Source organism: Enterobacter sp. DC1 (genome assembly GCF_000568075.1).
In the GTDB taxonomy this organism is placed as follows: domain Bacteria; phylum Pseudomonadota; class Gammaproteobacteria; order Enterobacterales; family Enterobacteriaceae; genus Enterobacter; species Enterobacter asburiae.
Map to the genome: position 1 here is coordinate 653,242 of NZ_AZUA01000001.1, position 15,330 is coordinate 668,571.

The following is a 15,330-nucleotide window of genomic DNA, read 5'->3' on the forward strand; positions in this document are numbered from 1 at the left end:
CTATGGAGACGATTCACTACATTCTGGACAACTGGGATTACCTCTTAACCCTCACCCTTCAGCACCTGTGGTTGGTGGCGCTGGCCGTAGGTTTAGCCATCATCATCGGCGTACCGCTGGGTATTCTGATTGTCCGCCACAGGTGGCTGGCTACGCCGGTGCTGGGGATTGCCACCATCGTGCTGACCATTCCGTCCATCGCCCTGTTTGGCCTGATGATCCCGCTGTTTTCGCTGATCGGTCAGGGTATTGGTGCCCTGCCCGCGATCACGGCGGTGTTTCTCTACTCGCTGCTGCCGATTGTGCGTAACACCCATACGGCGCTCGACAGCCTGCCGCCGGGCCTGCGCGAAGCCGGACGCGGCATCGGCATGACCTTCTGGCAGCGGCTGCGCTGGGTCGAGATACCGATGGCGCTACCGGTGATTTTCGGCGGCATCCGCACCGCCGTGGTGATGAATATCGGCGTGATGGCGATTGCCGCCGTGATCGGCGCGGGCGGCCTGGGCCTGCTGCTGCTCAACGGCATCGGCGGAAGCGATATTCGCATGTTGATTGCGGGCGCGCTGATGATTTGTCTTTTAGCGATTGTGCTCGACTGGCTGCTGCACCGTCTGCAGGTGGTTCTGACTCCAAAGGGGATTCGATAATGATAAAACTGGAAAACCTCACCAAACAATTTTCACAGAAGCACGGCCAGACCTTTAAGGCCGTCGACAACGTCAACCTGACCGTGCCCGAAGGGGAAATGTGCGTCCTGCTCGGCCCGTCCGGCTGCGGGAAGACCACCACCCTGAAGATGATTAACCGCCTCATTACCCCAAGCAGCGGGACGATCCTGATCAACGGTGAAGACACCAGCGGGATGGACACCGTCACCCTGCGCCGCAACATCGGCTACGTGATCCAGCAGATTGGCCTGTTCCCGAACATGACCATCGAAGAGAACATCACCGTCGTGCCGCGCATGCTGGGCTGGGATAAAGCACGCTGCAAAACCCGCGCCGAAGAGCTGATGGATATGGTGGCGATGGATCCGCATAAGTTCCTGAACCGCTACCCTCGCGAGATGTCCGGCGGCCAGCAGCAGCGTATCGGCGTGATCCGCGCTCTGGCCGCTGATCCTCCGGTACTGCTGATGGATGAACCCTTCGGCGCGGTGGACCCGATCAACCGTGAGGTGATCCAGAACCAGTTCCTGGAGATGCAGCGCAAGCTGAAAAAAACCGTCATGCTGGTGAGCCACGATATCGATGAAGCCCTGAAGCTCGGCGACCGTATTGCGGTGTTCCGTCAGGGGAAAATCGTGCAGTGCGCCAGCCCGGATGAACTGCTGGCGAAACCGGCGAATGAGTTTGTCGGCTCGTTCGTCGGCCAGGACCGGACGCTGAAGCGCCTGCTGCTGGTATCGGCGGGCGACGTCACCGACCAGCAGCCGACCATTACGGTGCGGGGCTCAACTCCGCTTCCCGACGCCTTTGCGACCATGGATGATAATGACATTCGTGCCGTTACGGTGGTCGATGAGCACGGCAAACCGCTGGGCTTTGTGAAACGTCGCGAAGCGCGTAACGCCAGCGGTACCTGCGCCGACATCCTGCATCCGTTCCGCATGACCGGCAAGGCGGAAGACAACCTGCGCGTGGTGCTTTCACGTCTGTATGAGAGTAATACCAGCTGGATGCCGATCGTGGATGAGGATGGTCGCTACAACGGCGAGATTTCGCAGGACTATATTGCCGAGTACCTGAGCTCCGGGCGTACGCGCCGGGCGCTGAATATTCATAGCGACAGCTAACCTTTCTGGCCGGGCATCGCCCGGCCTTTTCGCACGCAGACCTTTTGCTAACCCCACGATTTCACGCCACAATATCGTATCGTCCCCGTTTAATCGCGACCCATGCTACGTCTCCATACCTACCCTGACATCCGCGCGATGTTTCGCCGACTGCTGATTGCCACCGTCACCGGCGTGCTGGCCGCGCTGGCCGTTGCGGTATTCCGCCACAGCATGTACCTGCTGGAATGGCTGCTTCTCAGCAACGACAGCGGCAGCCTGGTGAATGCCGCTGCGTCGCTCTCGCCCTGGCGGCGCGCCTTGACGCCAGCGCTGGGCGGGCTGGCCGCCGGGCTGCTGCTCTGGGGATGGCAGCGTCTGACCGCGCAGCGGCCTCATGCCCCCACCGATTACATGGAAGCGCTGGAGACCGGTGACGGCCAGTTTGACTACGGCGCCAGCCTTGTGAAATCCCTTGCCTCGCTGCTGGTCGTTGCCAGCGGAAGCGCCATCGGGCGTGAAGGGGCGATGATCCTTCTTGCCGCCCTCGCCGCCTCCCTTTTCGCCCGGCGCTTTACGCCCAAATCCGAATGGAAATTATGGATAGCCTGCGCCGCCGCCGCCGGGATGGCCAGTGCCTACCATGCTCCGTTAGCCGGAAGCCTGTTCATCGCTGAGATTCTGTTTGGCACGCTGATGCTGGCCTCGCTCGGCCCCGTGGTTATCGCGGCGGTGGTGGCGCTTCTCACCACGCAGCTTCTGGCACCGGGCGCCGGTACGCTCTACGCGGTCCATCTGAGCGGCATCCTCACCACGGCCGATTATGCTCTTCTCGTCGCGATGGGCCTGCTGGCGGGCCTTTGCGGACCGCTGCTGATGTGGCTGATGGACTTCAGCCACGGGCTTTTCCTGCGCCTCAAGCTTTCGCCGCCTTGGCAATTAGCGCTGGGTGGTGCGATCGTCGGGCTGCTGTCTCTCCTGACGCCGAAGGTTTGGGGGAATGGCTACAGCGTGGTTCAGGCTTTTCTGCTCGCGCCGCCGCTGCTGTCGGTGATTGCCGGGGTGTTCATCTGTAAGCTGCTGGCGGTACTGGCAAGCAGCGGATCGGGCGCGCCGGGCGGGGTGTTTACGCCCACGCTGTTTGTCGGTATGGCGACGGGAATGCTGTTTGCGCAGCTGTTCGCGCTGTGGCTGCCGGGTTCTGAGACGGCGATTCTGCTGGGGCTGGCGGGGATGGCAACGCTACTTGCCGCGACCACGCATGCGCCCATTATGTCGGCGCTGATGGTCTGTGAAATGACCGGGCAGTATTTTTTACTGCCCGGCCTGCTGATCGCCTGCGTGGTGGCGTCCGTGCTGTCGCGGACGTTACGCCACGACTCGATCTACGGTCAACACGCCACCGAGGGCAGAGAGATCGATGTACTGCGCTAGCTCGCGCTGCTCGGCGCGTGGCAGATAAGGCAGCTCGCCCACCAGCGGTCCGGGCAGCTTGGTGCTCAGCACGTCGATGATCTCCGCGTAGTGCGCCAGGCCCGGATTGATGCGGTTTGCTACCCAGCCAACCAGCGGCAGGCCGTCATTGGCAATCGCCTGCGCCGTCAGCAGCGCGTGGTTGATGCACCCTTCCTGGATACCCACCACCATCACCACCGGAAGCTGCTCCTGCACGACCCATTCAGACAGCGGGCGCAGGTCATTCATCAGGCTGCGCCAGCCCCCCGTTCCTTCCACCACCACGTGGTCAACCTTCTCGCTCAGGTTCGCCAGGCCGTCGGACAACAGGGGATAATTAATCAGGCCGCTGTGCGCTACGCTGCTCTCCTCTTCGCTTAACGCAATGGGATTGACCGCGTGATAAGGCAGTTCCAGTGACGAGACGCTTTGCAGCACCAGGGCGTCTTTATTACGCAATCCCTCTGGCGTCTCTTTACTGCCTTTTGCGACCGGTTTGTACCCTGCCACGCGTTTACCGCTTGCTGCCAGCGCCTGCAGCAATGCGCGGGATACGACGGTCTTGCCGACAGAGGTATCTGTACCAGTAACAAAGAAACGCTTAAGCATGACTCACTCCACCTCTTGGGTATGCTTCGAAAATATAAACCAGGTAAATAATTCAGTGGAGGAAGTCTACGGGATGCGTGCGCTACCCGGCTTGAGATAGCGCAATTTTTCTTACATCTGCGGAAAAGAGTTAACCCTGCAACAGGCGGATCAACAGCGAGCCGTTATACATGGCGTCTTTGACCAGCGCCGCGCCGGCCATGGTTCCCTGGTTGGAAAACTGGGTGCTTTCTACCGCAATATTTTTGCTGTAGGCGGGAAGCGACTGCTGATGGATGCAGGCCGAGATCGCCGGGAAGAGGATCTCCGCCGCCTGGCTCAGCGGTGAGCCAATGAGGATTTTTTGCGGGTTGAAGAGGTTCACCATAATGGCCAGAATGCGGCCAACGTTATTCCCCACCCCGGTAATAATGTCCTTCGCCAGAAGATCGCCCTGGCGCGCGGCGGCGCAGAGAGAATCCACCGTTAAGGGTTGTCCGTGCAGCGAGGAGCTCATGGACTGGCTCAGCCGAACCTGCGCCAGCTCCAGCACGCTTTCCACGCTGGCAATGGTCTCCAGACAGCCGTGGTTCCCGCAGTAGCAGCGCTTGCCGTACGGGTCGACCTGGGTGTGGCCAATTTCCACCAGGCTGCTGCTTCCGGCGTGGAGAAGACGTCCGTCGGTGATCACGCCCGCCCCGACGTTATGGTCGATGACCACCTGAATCACATCCCGCGCGCCGCGCGACGCGCCAAACAGCGCCTCCGCCATTGTCCAGGCGCTGATGTCATGCTGAATATAGACCGGCACGCCGGTATGATTTTTCAGCACCTCGCCCAGCGGCATCTCTTTGACGTCGTCGTAAAACGGCATACGGTGAACAATACCGTTTTCGGTATCAATAATTCCCGGCATGGTGATGGCAATCGCCGTTAAGCGTTCAAGCCGCTGCTGATGGCGGATAAAGAAGTGATCGATGTGCGAGACAATCGCGTCGAGGAGCGGTTCCTCCGCGTTAAGCGGCAGTTCAAGGCGGTCTTCCACCACCAGCTTGCTGCTCAGGTCACGCAGCGCAAGGAAGATCTCCCCCCGGCTGATGCGCAGTGACAGGTAGTGCCATGCTTCCGTTTCAACCACCAGCCCGACTGCCGGACGGCCACGGCTGCCCGGCTCCTGAATTTCCGTCTCCTGAACCAGGTGCGCTTCCAGCATCTCGCGGACAATCTTGGTGATACTGGCAGGTGCCAGTTGTGCCAGGCGCGAAAGATCGATACGCGAAACCGGACCAAGCTGATCAATCAGGCGATACACCGCGCCAGCGTTGGTCTGCTTAATCTGATCGATGTGCCCTGGCTGACTATCAGCAACCACCTCGTACTCCCTTATTTTCGAGCTTCGAAATAAACTGTTTGCTATGGTGAAGCACTTCCATGTCCGTCGTCAAATATTTACTTAGCCATGTGATTTACCGCACATTTTTGCCCTATTTTCACTGAAAATGCCGCCCGGCAGAGGCGCTTATTAACTGCTGTTTGAAACGCTGCGCGGCGTGGCTCTGCTCGCGGTGCTTTGACCAGACCAGCCACATTTCGGAAACGGCATCCTCTTCGGCGATGGTCACCCAGCGCATTTCGCGCAATTGTACCCGTTTAAAGGAGGCAGGAAGAATAGACACGCCCAACCCGGCCGCCACCAGGCCTATAATGGTCATCGCTTCCCCCACCTCCTGGGTGATGACCGGGGCGAGATCGTAGCGGCGCATCAGTCCCAGGATATCGTCATACAGACCCGTCCCGACCTGCGGGTCAAAAAAGACAAACGGCTCTTTTGCCAGCTCTGCCAGCGAGACCGCCGGACGCGACGCCAGCGGGTGATCGTGTGGGATCATCGCCATCAGCGGCTCGCGCAGGATCACCTCCCAAGCCAGCGTGTCCGGCAGCTGGGTGTTACGCATCAGCCCCAGATCCAGCGAACCTTCATTCAGCGGCGCAATCTGCTCGCGGGTGTTGATTTCGCGCGTCTGAATGTGAACATCCGGAAAGCGACGACGGAATGACGATAGCGTCTCCGAGACGGCGCTGATAAACGGCGCGGAAGAGGTAAACCCGATTCGCAGCTCTCCGGCTTCCCCGAGATAGAGCCGTTCTGCCCGAGCGGCGGCGTCATCGACCATGCTCAGAATTTGTCGGCTGTCGATCAGGAACTGCTTCCCCGCCGCCGTCAGGCTCACGCTGCGGTTGGTGCGGGCCAGAAGGCGCGCCCCGACCTGCTGTTCCAGGATCTGAATCTGCTGGCTTAACGGTGGCTGAGAGATATTCAGCCGCGCCGCCGCGCGGCCAAAATGCAGCTCCTCGGCGACGGCGACAAAGTAGCGAAGATGACGCAGCTCGATATTCATATTTTTAAAGTATCATTTGAGATTATTAATATATTAGACAGAATATTTACATTTTCCTACCCTGAACATGTGGTCATACCCGTCACCAGAAATCACGGGGATGTTTAAGCAAGGAACATGTGTGAGTCGTACAACTACCATTGATATCACTCCGGCAAATGATATTGATGATTTACCTGCAGCATCACAGCCGGTGCAGTTTATTAAACGTGGTACCCCTCAGTTTATGCGCGTCACGCTGGCGCTCTTTTCCGCCGGTCTGGCCACCTTCGCCCTGCTCTATTGCGTTCAGCCGATCCTGCCGGTTCTCTCTCATGAGTTTGGCGTATCGCCTGCCAGCAGCAGTATTTCACTCTCTATTTCTACCGGCATGCTGGCGATTGGCCTGCTCTTTACCGGGCCGCTGTCCGACGCCATTGGCCGTAAACAGGTGATGGTTACCGCACTGATGCTGGCGTCGGTCTGTACGTTACTCTCGACGATGATGACCAGCTGGCACGGCATTCTGGTGATGCGCGCGCTAATTGGGCTCTCGCTCAGCGGCGTGGCGGCGGTTGGGATGACCTACCTCAGCGAGGAGATCCACCCGAGCTTTGTGGCCTTCTCGATGGGGCTTTACATCAGCGGGAACTCGATTGGCGGAATGAGCGGACGCCTGCTGAGCGGGGTCTTTACGGACTTCTTTAGCTGGCGTATTGCGCTGGCGGTCATCGGGTGTTTTGCGCTGGCATCAGCCCTGATGTTCTGGAAAATTCTGCCGGAATCGCGCCATTTCCGCCCGACCTCGTTGCGCCCAAAAACGCTGTTTATCAACTTCCGCCTGCACTGGCGTGATAAAGGGCTGCCGCGCCTGTTCCTGATGGGTTTTCTGCTGATGGGGTCCTTTGTCACGCTGTTTAACTATATTGGCTACCGCCTGATGCTCTCGCCGTGGCATCTGAGCCAGGCTATCGTCGGTTTACTCTCGGTTGCTTATTTAACCGGAACCTGGAGTTCACCGAAGGCCGGGGCAATGACCGCTCGCTATGGACGCGGCCCGGTCATGCTCTTCTTCACGGCGGTGATGCTGGTCGGCCTGCTGCTGACGCTCTTCTCTTCCCTGTGGCTGATTTTTGCCGGAATGCTGCTCTTCTCCGCGGGGTTCTTCGCCGCTCACTCGGTCGCCAGCAGCTGGATTGGCCCGCGCGCGCGTCGCGCCAAAGGTCAGGCGTCGTCGCTGTATCTGTTTAGCTATTACCTGGGTTCCAGCATCGCCGGGACTCTCGGCGGCGTGTTCTGGCATAGCTACGGCTGGAACGGCGTGGGCGGGTTTATTGCGCTGATGCTGTGCGCGGCGCTGCTGGTGGGGGCAAGTCTTCATAAACGTCTGAGATAATAAGCCTGCGGGCTGATTCCCGATCCCGATAAACGGCACCAGCGTACTGGTGCCGTTTATCGTTCAGGAATCCCAGGCCTGCTCTATCTTAGCGGCTTCAAACTGCGGAGGCGGTTTGCGGAAACGGCGCGTTAGCCATGTCAGGTAAAGGATCCCCAGTGCCGCCCAGATGAGGCCAAGCGTCAGGGACGTCGCTTCGAGGTTTATCCAAAGCACCCCAACCGTTACGGCACCAATGAGCGGCAGCAGGAGATAGTGGAACCGATCTTTCCACGTTTTGTTCATCCCCTTACGCCGCCAGAAATGGTTGTATACCGAGAGATTAACAAACGTAAACGCCACCAGCGCGCCAAAGTTGATCAGCGCCGTCGCGGTCACGAGGTCAAAGTACAGGGCCGACAGCGCCACTATCCCTACCATAATGACGTTCAGAGCCGGAGTCCGCCATTTCGGATGCACGTAACCAAACACCCGCTCCGGAAAGACGTTGTCACGCCCCATCACATACAACAAGCGTGAGACGCTGGCGTGCGAGGCCAGTCCTGAAGCGAGCGTATTCACAAACGTGGTACACAGAAACACCGACTGGAAAAGCTTCCCGCCCACGTACAGCGCAATTTCCGGCAGCGCGGCGTCCGGGTTCTTGAAGCGCGCGATCGTCGGGAAAAAGAGCTGCATGAAAAACGAGGCAACAATGAATATCAGCCCGCCATACAGCGCGGTCAGGAAAATGGCTTTGGGAATCACCCGCGCCGCGTTTGGCGTCTCCTCCGACAGCGTGGTGACCGCGTCAAAGCCGAGGAAAGAGAAGCAGACGATCGTCGCGCCGGTAATAATAGGGATCAGGTGTGCGTTCTCGCTGATAAACGGCTGGAGCGACCAGACGGTGCCGACGCCCTCACCCTTGTGCAGGCCATGCACCACGAGTATGACAAACACCACCATGATAGCGACCTGCACCAGCACAAACAGGGTGTTAAAGTTGGCGACTAAATTAACGCTCTTCAGGTTCGCCAGCGTCAGTATCGTCACAAACCCCACCACCCAGACCCACGGAGGGACTTCAGGGAACAGCGCGGAAAGGTAGATCTTCGCCAGCAGCACGTTGATCATCGGCAGGAAGAGATAGTCCAGCAGCGAAGACCAGCCGACCATAAAACCGAGGTGGGGTCCGATCGATTTCTGCGTGTAGGTGTACGCAGAGCCCGCTTCCGGGAACTGTCGTACCAGCTTGCCGTAGCTGATGGCGGTAAACATGACGCCAGCCAGCGCCAGGAGATACGAGGCGGGCACGTGGCCATTGCTGATACCGGACACAATGCCGAAGGTATCAAACACGGTCATGGGGGTGAGGTAAGCCAGCCCCATCATGACCACCTGCCAGAGCTTGAGGGAACTGCGCAGCCGGGTTCTTCCGGCCATGCCCGGCGAGTCAAGAGAGGTGTTAGTCGCCATAAACCGTCCCCCCCATGCTTACCGTGGTTTGCAATTGCGTTGACCTTGACGCAAACCTGCTTAGCAAAGGGGGAAGTTGTAAAGAATACACGCCATCGTACCAGCGCACCGTCTCTGGCTCGCACTCACAGCAGGCGCCTGACTGGCCCCCTTCGCCCTGCGGATAGTTGAACATCTGCATCATTTCTTACCTCGTCACACAGTGTCGTTAAGAAAATCCCTGTGCCGCCTGCGCTCCATAACGCGACTCCCGGGAGATAGCTGGCGTGCCAGCAAACAGTTAGGCCAGGCTCCGCGCAGGCCGTTGGATGATACGTATGCGATGAAACAAAGCGGCCCCTTACCGGGGCACGTTATCAGGCGTTTTTCAGCATCCACTCAATTTCAGTTTCGGTGATCAGGCGTTCAAACTGCAGTAATTCATCATTTTTGCAGGCGTGATAGACGTGGCAGAAACGCTCGCCCAGCCGCTCGCGAAGACGATCGTTTTGCATAAATTCCCACAGCGCATCGCTCTGACGGATGGGGAACGGCAGTCCGTCCTGCTCCAGACCATTGCCTTCAACTTCTTCCTGCAGGGGTAAATCGTTATCCAGCCCATGCAGAATGCCGGCAAAAATTGCCGCCATCACCAGATACGGATTCGCGTCTGCTCCCGCCACCCGGTACTCGACCCGATGGTTATGGCGATCGCCGCAGGGGATACGCAGGGCAACCGTGCGATTGTTGTGTCCCCATGACGCCTGCGTCGGCACGTACATTCCCGGCTGGAAACGGCGGTAGGAGTTGACGTTCGGTGCCAGCAGCGCCATGGACGCCGGCATCAGGTCGATCATCCCGGCCAGCGCGCGTTTCAGCAGCGCGGAATCCTCGCCGCTGGCGTCTGCGAGCACATTTTCGCCTCTGTTGTTTTGCATGCTGATGTGGATATGCATCCCGCTGCCCGCATGCTCTTCATACGGCTTTGCCATAAACGTGGCGTGCATCTTATGTTTTTCCGCCATCTGCCTGACGAGACGTTTTAGCGCCAGCGCATCATCGCAGGCATCAAGTACGTTTTCCGTATGGTGCAGGTTAATCTCAAACTGGCCCGGAGAGGCCTCGGCCACTGCCCCGTCGGCGGGGATCAACTGCAGCTGCGCCAGCTCGTCAATGTCATTCAGCACGTCAGCAAAGTGGTTGAGGTTGTCAACCGAGTAGACCTGACTCTGCGTGTTACGCACGTCGGTGCCCGGCGCGCAGGGTGGCTGCAGATAGCCTTCGGCATCGCGTTTACGGTCAAGCAAATAGAACTCCAGCTCTACCGCTACCACGGGGAACAGACCGCGCTGGCGCAGCTGCTGCCAGAGTCGGTTGAGTACGTTCCGCGGCTCAACGTCAAAGGGAGCGCCATCTTCATCGACCATGGTGAGCTGCACCTGACCAATGTATTCCGGGTCGGCGGCGGACGGTGTCAGGGTGCCCGGTACCGGCACGCAGATACAGTCCGGCTCGCCGAGCTCCTGCCCCAGGCCCGCCTCTTCCACGACGTTACCCAAAATGTCCATGGCGAAAACCGATGCCGGGAAATAGCAGCCTTTTTCAAGTTTGCTCAGTCCGGCAACCGGGATACGTTTGCCGCGAAAACAGCCGTTCAGGTCGGTCAGGAGGACATCAATAAACTGGGTGTCAGGATACTTTTCTAAATAGCGCTTCACTTCCTGCGTAAAGGCGCTGCCCCGCCTCTCATCCGTGTGCTGCACAAAGTTCTCAACTTCTACGATATTGGTTTCCATGATTTACCACCGTTTTTGGGATTTGCGTTCGCTGCTCTGGACTGTCAAATATAATGTCCACCCTATCGAATTTGTATGCAAACAAATTGTTTGTCAAATGTTAAATTAAGTTTGCAAAAGGCAGATCCCGTTGCTAGATTGAGAAAATATTGAACGAAAAGGCCGTTCCAGAGGTGAGAATGGCCTAAATTTAGTCCACTTTGTGAGGGCGATCATGGAAAATATAATGAACAAGCCAGTTATTGGCGTGGTGATGTGTAGAAACAGGCTTAAGGGTCATGAGACCCAGACCCTGCAAGAAAAGTACCTGAATGCCGTTATTAACGCGGGGGGCTTACCTATTGCCTTACCGCATGCGCTGGCGGAGCCTGAGCTAATGGCCGCTCTGCTGCCAACCCTGGACGGAATTTACCTGCCGGGCAGCCCAAGTAACGTGCAGCCGCACCTTTATGGTGAAAACGGCGATGAGCCTAACGCCGATCCCGGGCGAGATCTTCTGAGTATGGCGCTGATTGCCGCCGCGCTCGAAAGGCGCATCCCCATTTTCGCCATCTGCCGGGGGCTGCAGGAACTGGTTGTTGCGACGGGAGGGACGCTGTATCGCCGCCTGTTCGAGCAGAACGACCTGCTTGAACACCGGGAGGATGCTGAACTGCCGGTTGAGCTACAATACGCCCCTTCTCATGAGGTTCAGGTTCAGGAGGGAGGACTGCTGTCTCAATTAATACCAGGCTGCAACAAATTTTGGGTAAACTCGTTACACGGGCAAGGTGCACGAACGTTAGGACCACGGCTCCGCGTGGAGGCCCGTTCGACGGACGGGCTGGTCGAAGCGGTTAGCGTTCATGACCACCCTTTTGCCCTCGGCGTGCAATGGCACCCCGAATGGAACAGCAGCGAGTACGCCCTGTCACGCATGTTGTTTGAAGGTTTTATCACCGCCTGTCAAAGCCACGTTGCCGAGAAGCAACGGCTTTGACCACTATCGTAAAGGAAATGCAACTATGAGCGATGACGGACTGGCGCCAGGGAAACGTCTGTCAGAGATCCGCCAGCAGCTGGGTCTCTCGCAGCGGCGTGCCGCCGAACTGTCTGGGTTAACACACAGTGCCATCAGCACCATTGAGCAGGATAAAGTCAGTCCTGCCATCAGTACGCTGCAAAAGCTGCTGAAAGTTTATGGGCTGTCGCTCTCGGAATTCTTTTCGGAACCGGAAAAACCTGATGAACCGCAGGTGGTTATTAATCAGGAAGACCTTATCGAAATAGGCAGTCAGGGTGTTTCGATGAAGCTGGTTCATAACGGAAATCCGAACCGTACGCTGGCGATGATTTTTGAAACTTACCAGCCTGGAACCACGACCGGAGAGAGGATCAAACATCAGGGTGAGGAGATCGGTACGATACTGGAAGGTGAAATAGTGCTGACCATTAATGGCCAGCCATATCACCTGGTTGCGGGGCAGAGCTATGCCATCAATACCGGCATACCGCACAGCTTCAGCAACACCTCGGCAGGCATCTGCCGCATTATCAGTGCCCACACCCCCACCACGTTCTAATTACCACTCGGTCCCGGCGTAAGCGCGCTTACGCCGGGACAAATAAAAAACGATCAATGTCGGCATTCAACGGGTTAATTCCCGGGATGCCTCACGGCTTCGTATTGCCTGAAACGGCCATGCCTTTATTTATCTGATTGCGAAAGAAAGGAGTGAATATGCATTTTAAGCACCTGACTTACTGGCAGGATAAAGCAAAAAACAGCGCCATTGAGACCCGGCTATTTATTAACGGTGCCTATTGTGATGCCGCCGATAATACCACGTTTGAAACCGTCAATCCCGCCACCCTGCAGACGCTGGCGAATGTGGCCCGGGGCAAGCAGGCGGACGTGGACCGTGCGGTGCAGGCCGCGCGTGAGGTATTTGAACGCGGTGACTGGTCGCAGGCGTCTCCGATACAGCGCAAGGCCGTGCTGCATAAGCTCGCCGATTTGATGGAACGCCACGTCGAAGAGCTGGCCTTACTGGAAACGCTGGACACCGGTAAACCCATCCGCCACAGCCTGCGCGACGATATACCCGGCGCAGCGCGCGCCATTCGCTGGTACGCCGAAGCGGCGGATAAAGTCTACGGCGAAGTGGCGCCTACGGGTCCGGGCGAGCTGGCGATGATCGTGCGCGAGCCGATCGGGGTTGTCGCGGCCATCGTCCCCTGGAACTTCCCGCTGCTGCTGGCCTGCTGGAAGCTGGGCCCGGCGCTGATCGCGGGCAATAGCGTGGTACTGAAACCGTCGGAGAAATCGCCGCTCACCGCCCTGCGCATGGCCGGGCTGGCGAAAGAGGCGGGCCTGCCGGACGGCGTGCTGAATGTGATAAGCGGTTACGGCCACGAAGCGGGCCAGGCGCTGGCGCTGCATCCTGAGGTCGAGGTGCTGACGTTTACCGGCTCTACCCGTACCGGCAAGCAGCTGTTGAAGGACGCGGGTGAAAGCAACATGAAGCGCGTCTGGCTGGAGGCAGGCGGCAAGAGCGCCAACATTATCTTTGCCGACTGTCCGGACCTGGACAAGGCAGTGAGCGCGACCGCCGCCGGGATTTTCTATAACCAGGGGCAAGTCTGTATCGCCGGTACCCGCCTGCTGCTCGAAGACAGCATCGCTGATGACTTCCTGGCAAAGCTGAAAGCGCAGGCCCGTCACTGGCAGCCGGGCGATCCGCTCGATCCCGACAGCACGATGGGAATGCTCATCGACGCTGCGCACGCCGATACCGTCCACACGTTTATTCGCGAGGGAACCCAAAAAGGCACGCTGCTGCTGGACGGGCGGGAACAATCATGGCCTTCCGCAGTCGGTCCAACCATTTTTGTCGACATCGACCCCGCCTCCCCGCTCTGCCGGGAAGAGATTTTCGGGCCGGTGCTGGTCGTCACCCGTTTTAAAACCGAAGAGGAAGCCTTAACGCTGGCCAACGACAGTGAATATGGGCTTGGCGCGGCGGTATGGACTCGCGATCTCTCCCGCGCACACCGCATGAGCCGCCGCCTGAAAGCAGGCTCGGTCTTCGTCAATAACTATAACGACGGTGATATGACCGTACCCTTTGGCGGCTATAAGCAGAGCGGCAACGGTCGCGATAAGTCCCTGCACGCGCTGGAAAAATTTACCGAACTGAAAACCATCTGGATTGCCCTGGAGCCTCAATCATGACCGAACATACCACCAGCTACTACGCGGCCAGCGCGAACGCATACGAACCTTTCCCGACGCTTAGCGAGTCGATCAGCTGCGACGTGTGCGTGGTGGGCGGCGGCTATACCGGCCTCTCCTCCGCGCTTCATCTCGCCGAAATGGGCTACGACGTGGTGCTCCTTGAAGGGGCGCGCATCGGTTTCGGCGCCAGCGGACGCAACGGCGGCCAGCTGGTTAACTCCTACAGCCGCGATATCGACGTGATTGAGAAAAACTACGGACCCGACGCCGCCAGAGTCCTCGGGAGCATGATGTTTGAAGGCGGAGAGATCATCCGGGAGCGTATCCAGCGCTATCAGATCCAGTGCGACTATCGTCCCGGCGGGCTGTTTGTGGCGTTAAACCATAAGCAGATGGAGACGCTGGAGGAGCAAAAAGCCAACTGGGAACGCTACGGCAACACGCAGCTGGAGCTGCTGGACGCCAGCGCCATCCGCCGGGAAGTCGACAGCGAGCGCTATACCGGCGCGCTGCTGGACCGCAGCGGGGGGCACATTCATCCGCTGAACCTGGCGATCGGCGAAGCGGACGCCATTCGCCTGAACGGCGGGCGGGTGTATGAACAGTCCCCGGTGACCGCCATTCAGCACACCAGCCCGGCCGTGGTGAGCACGCAGCATGGCCAGGTGACGGCCCGTTACGTGATCGTCGCCGGGAATGCCTATCTGGGCGATAAGATAGAGCCGGAACTGGCAAAACGCAGCATGCCCTGCGGCACCCAGGTGGTGACCACCGCCCCGCTGCCGGAGGAGGTAGCCCGCACGCTGATCCCCAATAACTACTGCGTGGAAGATTGCAACTACCTGCTGGATTACTACCGCCTCACCGCCGACAACCGCCTGCTGTACGGTGGTGGCGTCGTCTATGGCGCGCGCGATCCGGACGATGTCGAGCGCCTGGTGATGCCAAAGCTGCTGCAAACCTTCCCTCAGCTGGCAGGCGTCAAAATCGACTACCGCTGGACGGGCAACTTCCTGCTGACCCTGTCGCGTATGCCGCAGTTTGGTCGTCTGGATAAAAACATCTATTACATGCAGGGCTACAGCGGCCACGGCGTGACCTGCACCCACCTGGCCGGACGGCTTATCTCTGAACTGTTGCGCGGTGACGCCGAGCGCTTTGATGCGTTTGCCAAACTCCCGCACTACCCCTTCCCGGGCGGTCGCAGCCTGCGGATCCCATTCACGGCGATGGGCGCGGCGTATTACAGCCTGCGCGATCGTCTTGGCGTATGATCGTTTCGACAAAAG

14 protein-coding genes are annotated in these 15,330 nt (G+C 58.6%); 8 read left to right on the forward strand and 6 right to left on the reverse strand.

The annotated features are described in order from the left end of the window. Positions 1-2: 2 nt before the first annotated feature. The 3 genes from osmW (at position 3) to clcB (ending at position 3,211) form a co-directional block, all read left to right on the forward strand. A complete protein-coding gene (gene osmW / locus P346_RS18305; RefSeq protein WP_023311514.1) occupies positions 3-650 on the forward strand; it encodes an osmoprotectant ABC transporter permease OsmW in 648 nt (215 codons plus the stop codon). Beyond that, entirely contained in the window at positions 650-1,798 is a 1,149-nt protein-coding gene (osmV, locus tag P346_RS18300; protein WP_029739367.1) for an osmoprotectant ABC transporter ATP-binding protein OsmV, read from the forward strand. Before osmW ends, osmV begins: the two co-directional genes overlap by 1 nt. 102 nt (positions 1,799-1,900) lie before the next feature. After that, positions 1,901-3,211, forward strand: coding sequence for a voltage-gated ClC-type chloride channel ClcB (clcB, locus tag P346_RS18295; RefSeq protein WP_071995949.1), 1,311 nt, complete (start codon positions 1,901-1,903; stop codon positions 3,209-3,211). Here clcB and bioD read toward each other — a convergent pair. The 3 genes from bioD to P346_RS18280 all read right to left on the reverse strand — a co-directional run bounded on the left by bioD (position 3,146) and on the right by P346_RS18280 (position 6,219). Beyond that, positions 3,146-3,841 carry a dethiobiotin synthase gene (gene bioD / locus P346_RS18290; protein WP_024909130.1) on the reverse strand — a complete coding sequence of 232 codons (696 nt, stop codon included), beginning with the start codon at positions 3,839-3,841 and terminating at the stop codon, positions 3,146-3,148. The two genes, clcB and bioD, sit on opposite strands and share 66 nt — an antisense overlap. 130 nt (positions 3,842-3,971) lie before the next feature. Then, positions 3,972-5,192: a sugar metabolism global transcriptional regulator Mlc gene (gene mlc / locus P346_RS18285; RefSeq protein ID WP_023311510.1), complete on the reverse strand. Its 1,221-nt coding sequence runs from the start codon at positions 5,190-5,192 to the stop codon at positions 3,972-3,974. 118 nt (positions 5,193-5,310) lie between these two features. Beyond that, on the reverse strand, positions 5,311-6,219 hold the full coding sequence (locus P346_RS18280) for a LysR family transcriptional regulator (protein WP_032657567.1): 909 nt from the start codon (positions 6,217-6,219) through the stop codon (positions 5,311-5,313). A gap of 121 nt (positions 6,220-6,340) precedes the next feature. Between P346_RS18280 and P346_RS18275 the strand changes: the two genes are divergently transcribed. Further along, positions 6,341-7,594 carry an MFS transporter gene (locus tag P346_RS18275; RefSeq protein WP_032657569.1) on the forward strand — a complete coding sequence of 418 codons (1,254 nt, stop codon included), beginning with the start codon at positions 6,341-6,343 and terminating at the stop codon, positions 7,592-7,594. Positions 7,595-7,657: 63 nt separating this feature from the next. Here P346_RS18275 and P346_RS18270 read toward each other — a convergent pair whose 3' ends face one another. The 3 genes from P346_RS18270 to P346_RS18260 all read right to left on the reverse strand — a co-directional run bounded on the left by P346_RS18270 (position 7,658) and on the right by P346_RS18260 (position 10,824). Further along, entirely contained in the window at positions 7,658-9,049 is a 1,392-nt protein-coding gene (locus P346_RS18270) for an APC family permease (RefSeq protein ID WP_032657571.1), read from the reverse strand. Further along, the gene (locus P346_RS23700) at positions 9,039-9,233 is read right to left on the reverse strand and encodes a YmjE family protein (RefSeq protein WP_032657574.1); all 195 of its coding nucleotides are present in this window, start codon (positions 9,231-9,233) and stop codon (positions 9,039-9,041) included. The genes P346_RS18270 and P346_RS23700 overlap by 11 nt, the downstream gene beginning before the upstream one ends. Before the next feature lie 172 nt (positions 9,234-9,405). Continuing rightward, complete coding sequence (locus tag P346_RS18260) at positions 9,406-10,824, reverse strand: glutamine synthetase family protein (RefSeq protein ID WP_032657576.1); 1,419 nt, start codon at positions 10,822-10,824, stop codon at positions 9,406-9,408. Positions 10,825-11,038: 214 nt separating this feature from the next. On the opposite strand from P346_RS18260, the gene puuD reads away from it, so the two are divergent. From puuD to P346_RS18240, 4 genes are all read left to right on the forward strand, one after another. Further along, positions 11,039-11,803 carry a gamma-glutamyl-gamma-aminobutyrate hydrolase gene (gene puuD / locus P346_RS18255; protein WP_029739361.1) on the forward strand — a complete coding sequence of 255 codons (765 nt, stop codon included), beginning with the start codon at positions 11,039-11,041 and terminating at the stop codon, positions 11,801-11,803. A gap of 25 nt (positions 11,804-11,828) precedes the next feature. After that, positions 11,829-12,386: an HTH-type transcriptional regulator PuuR gene (puuR, locus tag P346_RS18250; RefSeq protein WP_013096835.1), complete on the forward strand. Its 558-nt coding sequence runs from the start codon at positions 11,829-11,831 to the stop codon at positions 12,384-12,386. Positions 12,387-12,544: 158 nt separating this feature from the next. Then, positions 12,545-14,038 carry an aldehyde dehydrogenase PuuC gene (puuC, locus tag P346_RS18245; protein WP_032657597.1) on the forward strand — a complete coding sequence of 498 codons (1,494 nt, stop codon included), beginning with the start codon at positions 12,545-12,547 and terminating at the stop codon, positions 14,036-14,038. Continuing rightward, the gene (locus P346_RS18240) at positions 14,035-15,315 is read left to right on the forward strand and encodes an NAD(P)/FAD-dependent oxidoreductase (protein WP_032657599.1); all 1,281 of its coding nucleotides are present in this window, start codon (positions 14,035-14,037) and stop codon (positions 15,313-15,315) included. Before puuC ends, P346_RS18240 begins: the two co-directional genes overlap by 4 nt. Positions 15,316-15,330: the final 15 nt, after the last annotated feature.

Excerpts from the sequence above, each read along its gene's own strand:
- puuC (WP_032657597.1), top strand. The coding sequence starts at position 12,545 with ATGCATTTTAAGCACCTGACTTACTGGCAGGATAAAGCAAAAAACAGC.
- P346_RS18270 (WP_032657571.1), bottom strand. The coding sequence starts at position 9,049 with ATGGCGACTAACACCTCTCTTGACTCGCCGGGCATGGCCGGAAGAACC.
- osmW (WP_023311514.1), top strand. The coding sequence starts at position 3 with ATGGAGACGATTCACTACATTCTGGACAACTGGGATTACCTCTTAACC.
- clcB (WP_071995949.1), top strand. The coding sequence starts at position 1,901 with ATGCTACGTCTCCATACCTACCCTGACATCCGCGCGATGTTTCGCCGA.
- puuD (WP_029739361.1), top strand. The coding sequence starts at position 11,039 with ATGGAAAATATAATGAACAAGCCAGTTATTGGCGTGGTGATGTGTAGA.
- osmV (WP_029739367.1), top strand. The coding sequence starts at position 650 with ATGATAAAACTGGAAAACCTCACCAAACAATTTTCACAGAAGCACGGC.
- bioD (WP_024909130.1), bottom strand. The coding sequence starts at position 3,841 with ATGCTTAAGCGTTTCTTTGTTACTGGTACAGATACCTCTGTCGGCAAG.
- puuR (WP_013096835.1), top strand. The coding sequence starts at position 11,829 with ATGAGCGATGACGGACTGGCGCCAGGGAAACGTCTGTCAGAGATCCGC.
- P346_RS18260 (WP_032657576.1), bottom strand. The coding sequence starts at position 10,824 with ATGGAAACCAATATCGTAGAAGTTGAGAACTTTGTGCAGCACACGGAT.
- P346_RS18280 (WP_032657567.1), bottom strand. The coding sequence starts at position 6,219 with ATGAATATCGAGCTGCGTCATCTTCGCTACTTTGTCGCCGTCGCCGAG.
- P346_RS18240 (WP_032657599.1), top strand. The coding sequence starts at position 14,035 with ATGACCGAACATACCACCAGCTACTACGCGGCCAGCGCGAACGCATAC.
- P346_RS23700 (WP_032657574.1), bottom strand. The coding sequence starts at position 9,233 with ATGATGCAGATGTTCAACTATCCGCAGGGCGAAGGGGGCCAGTCAGGC.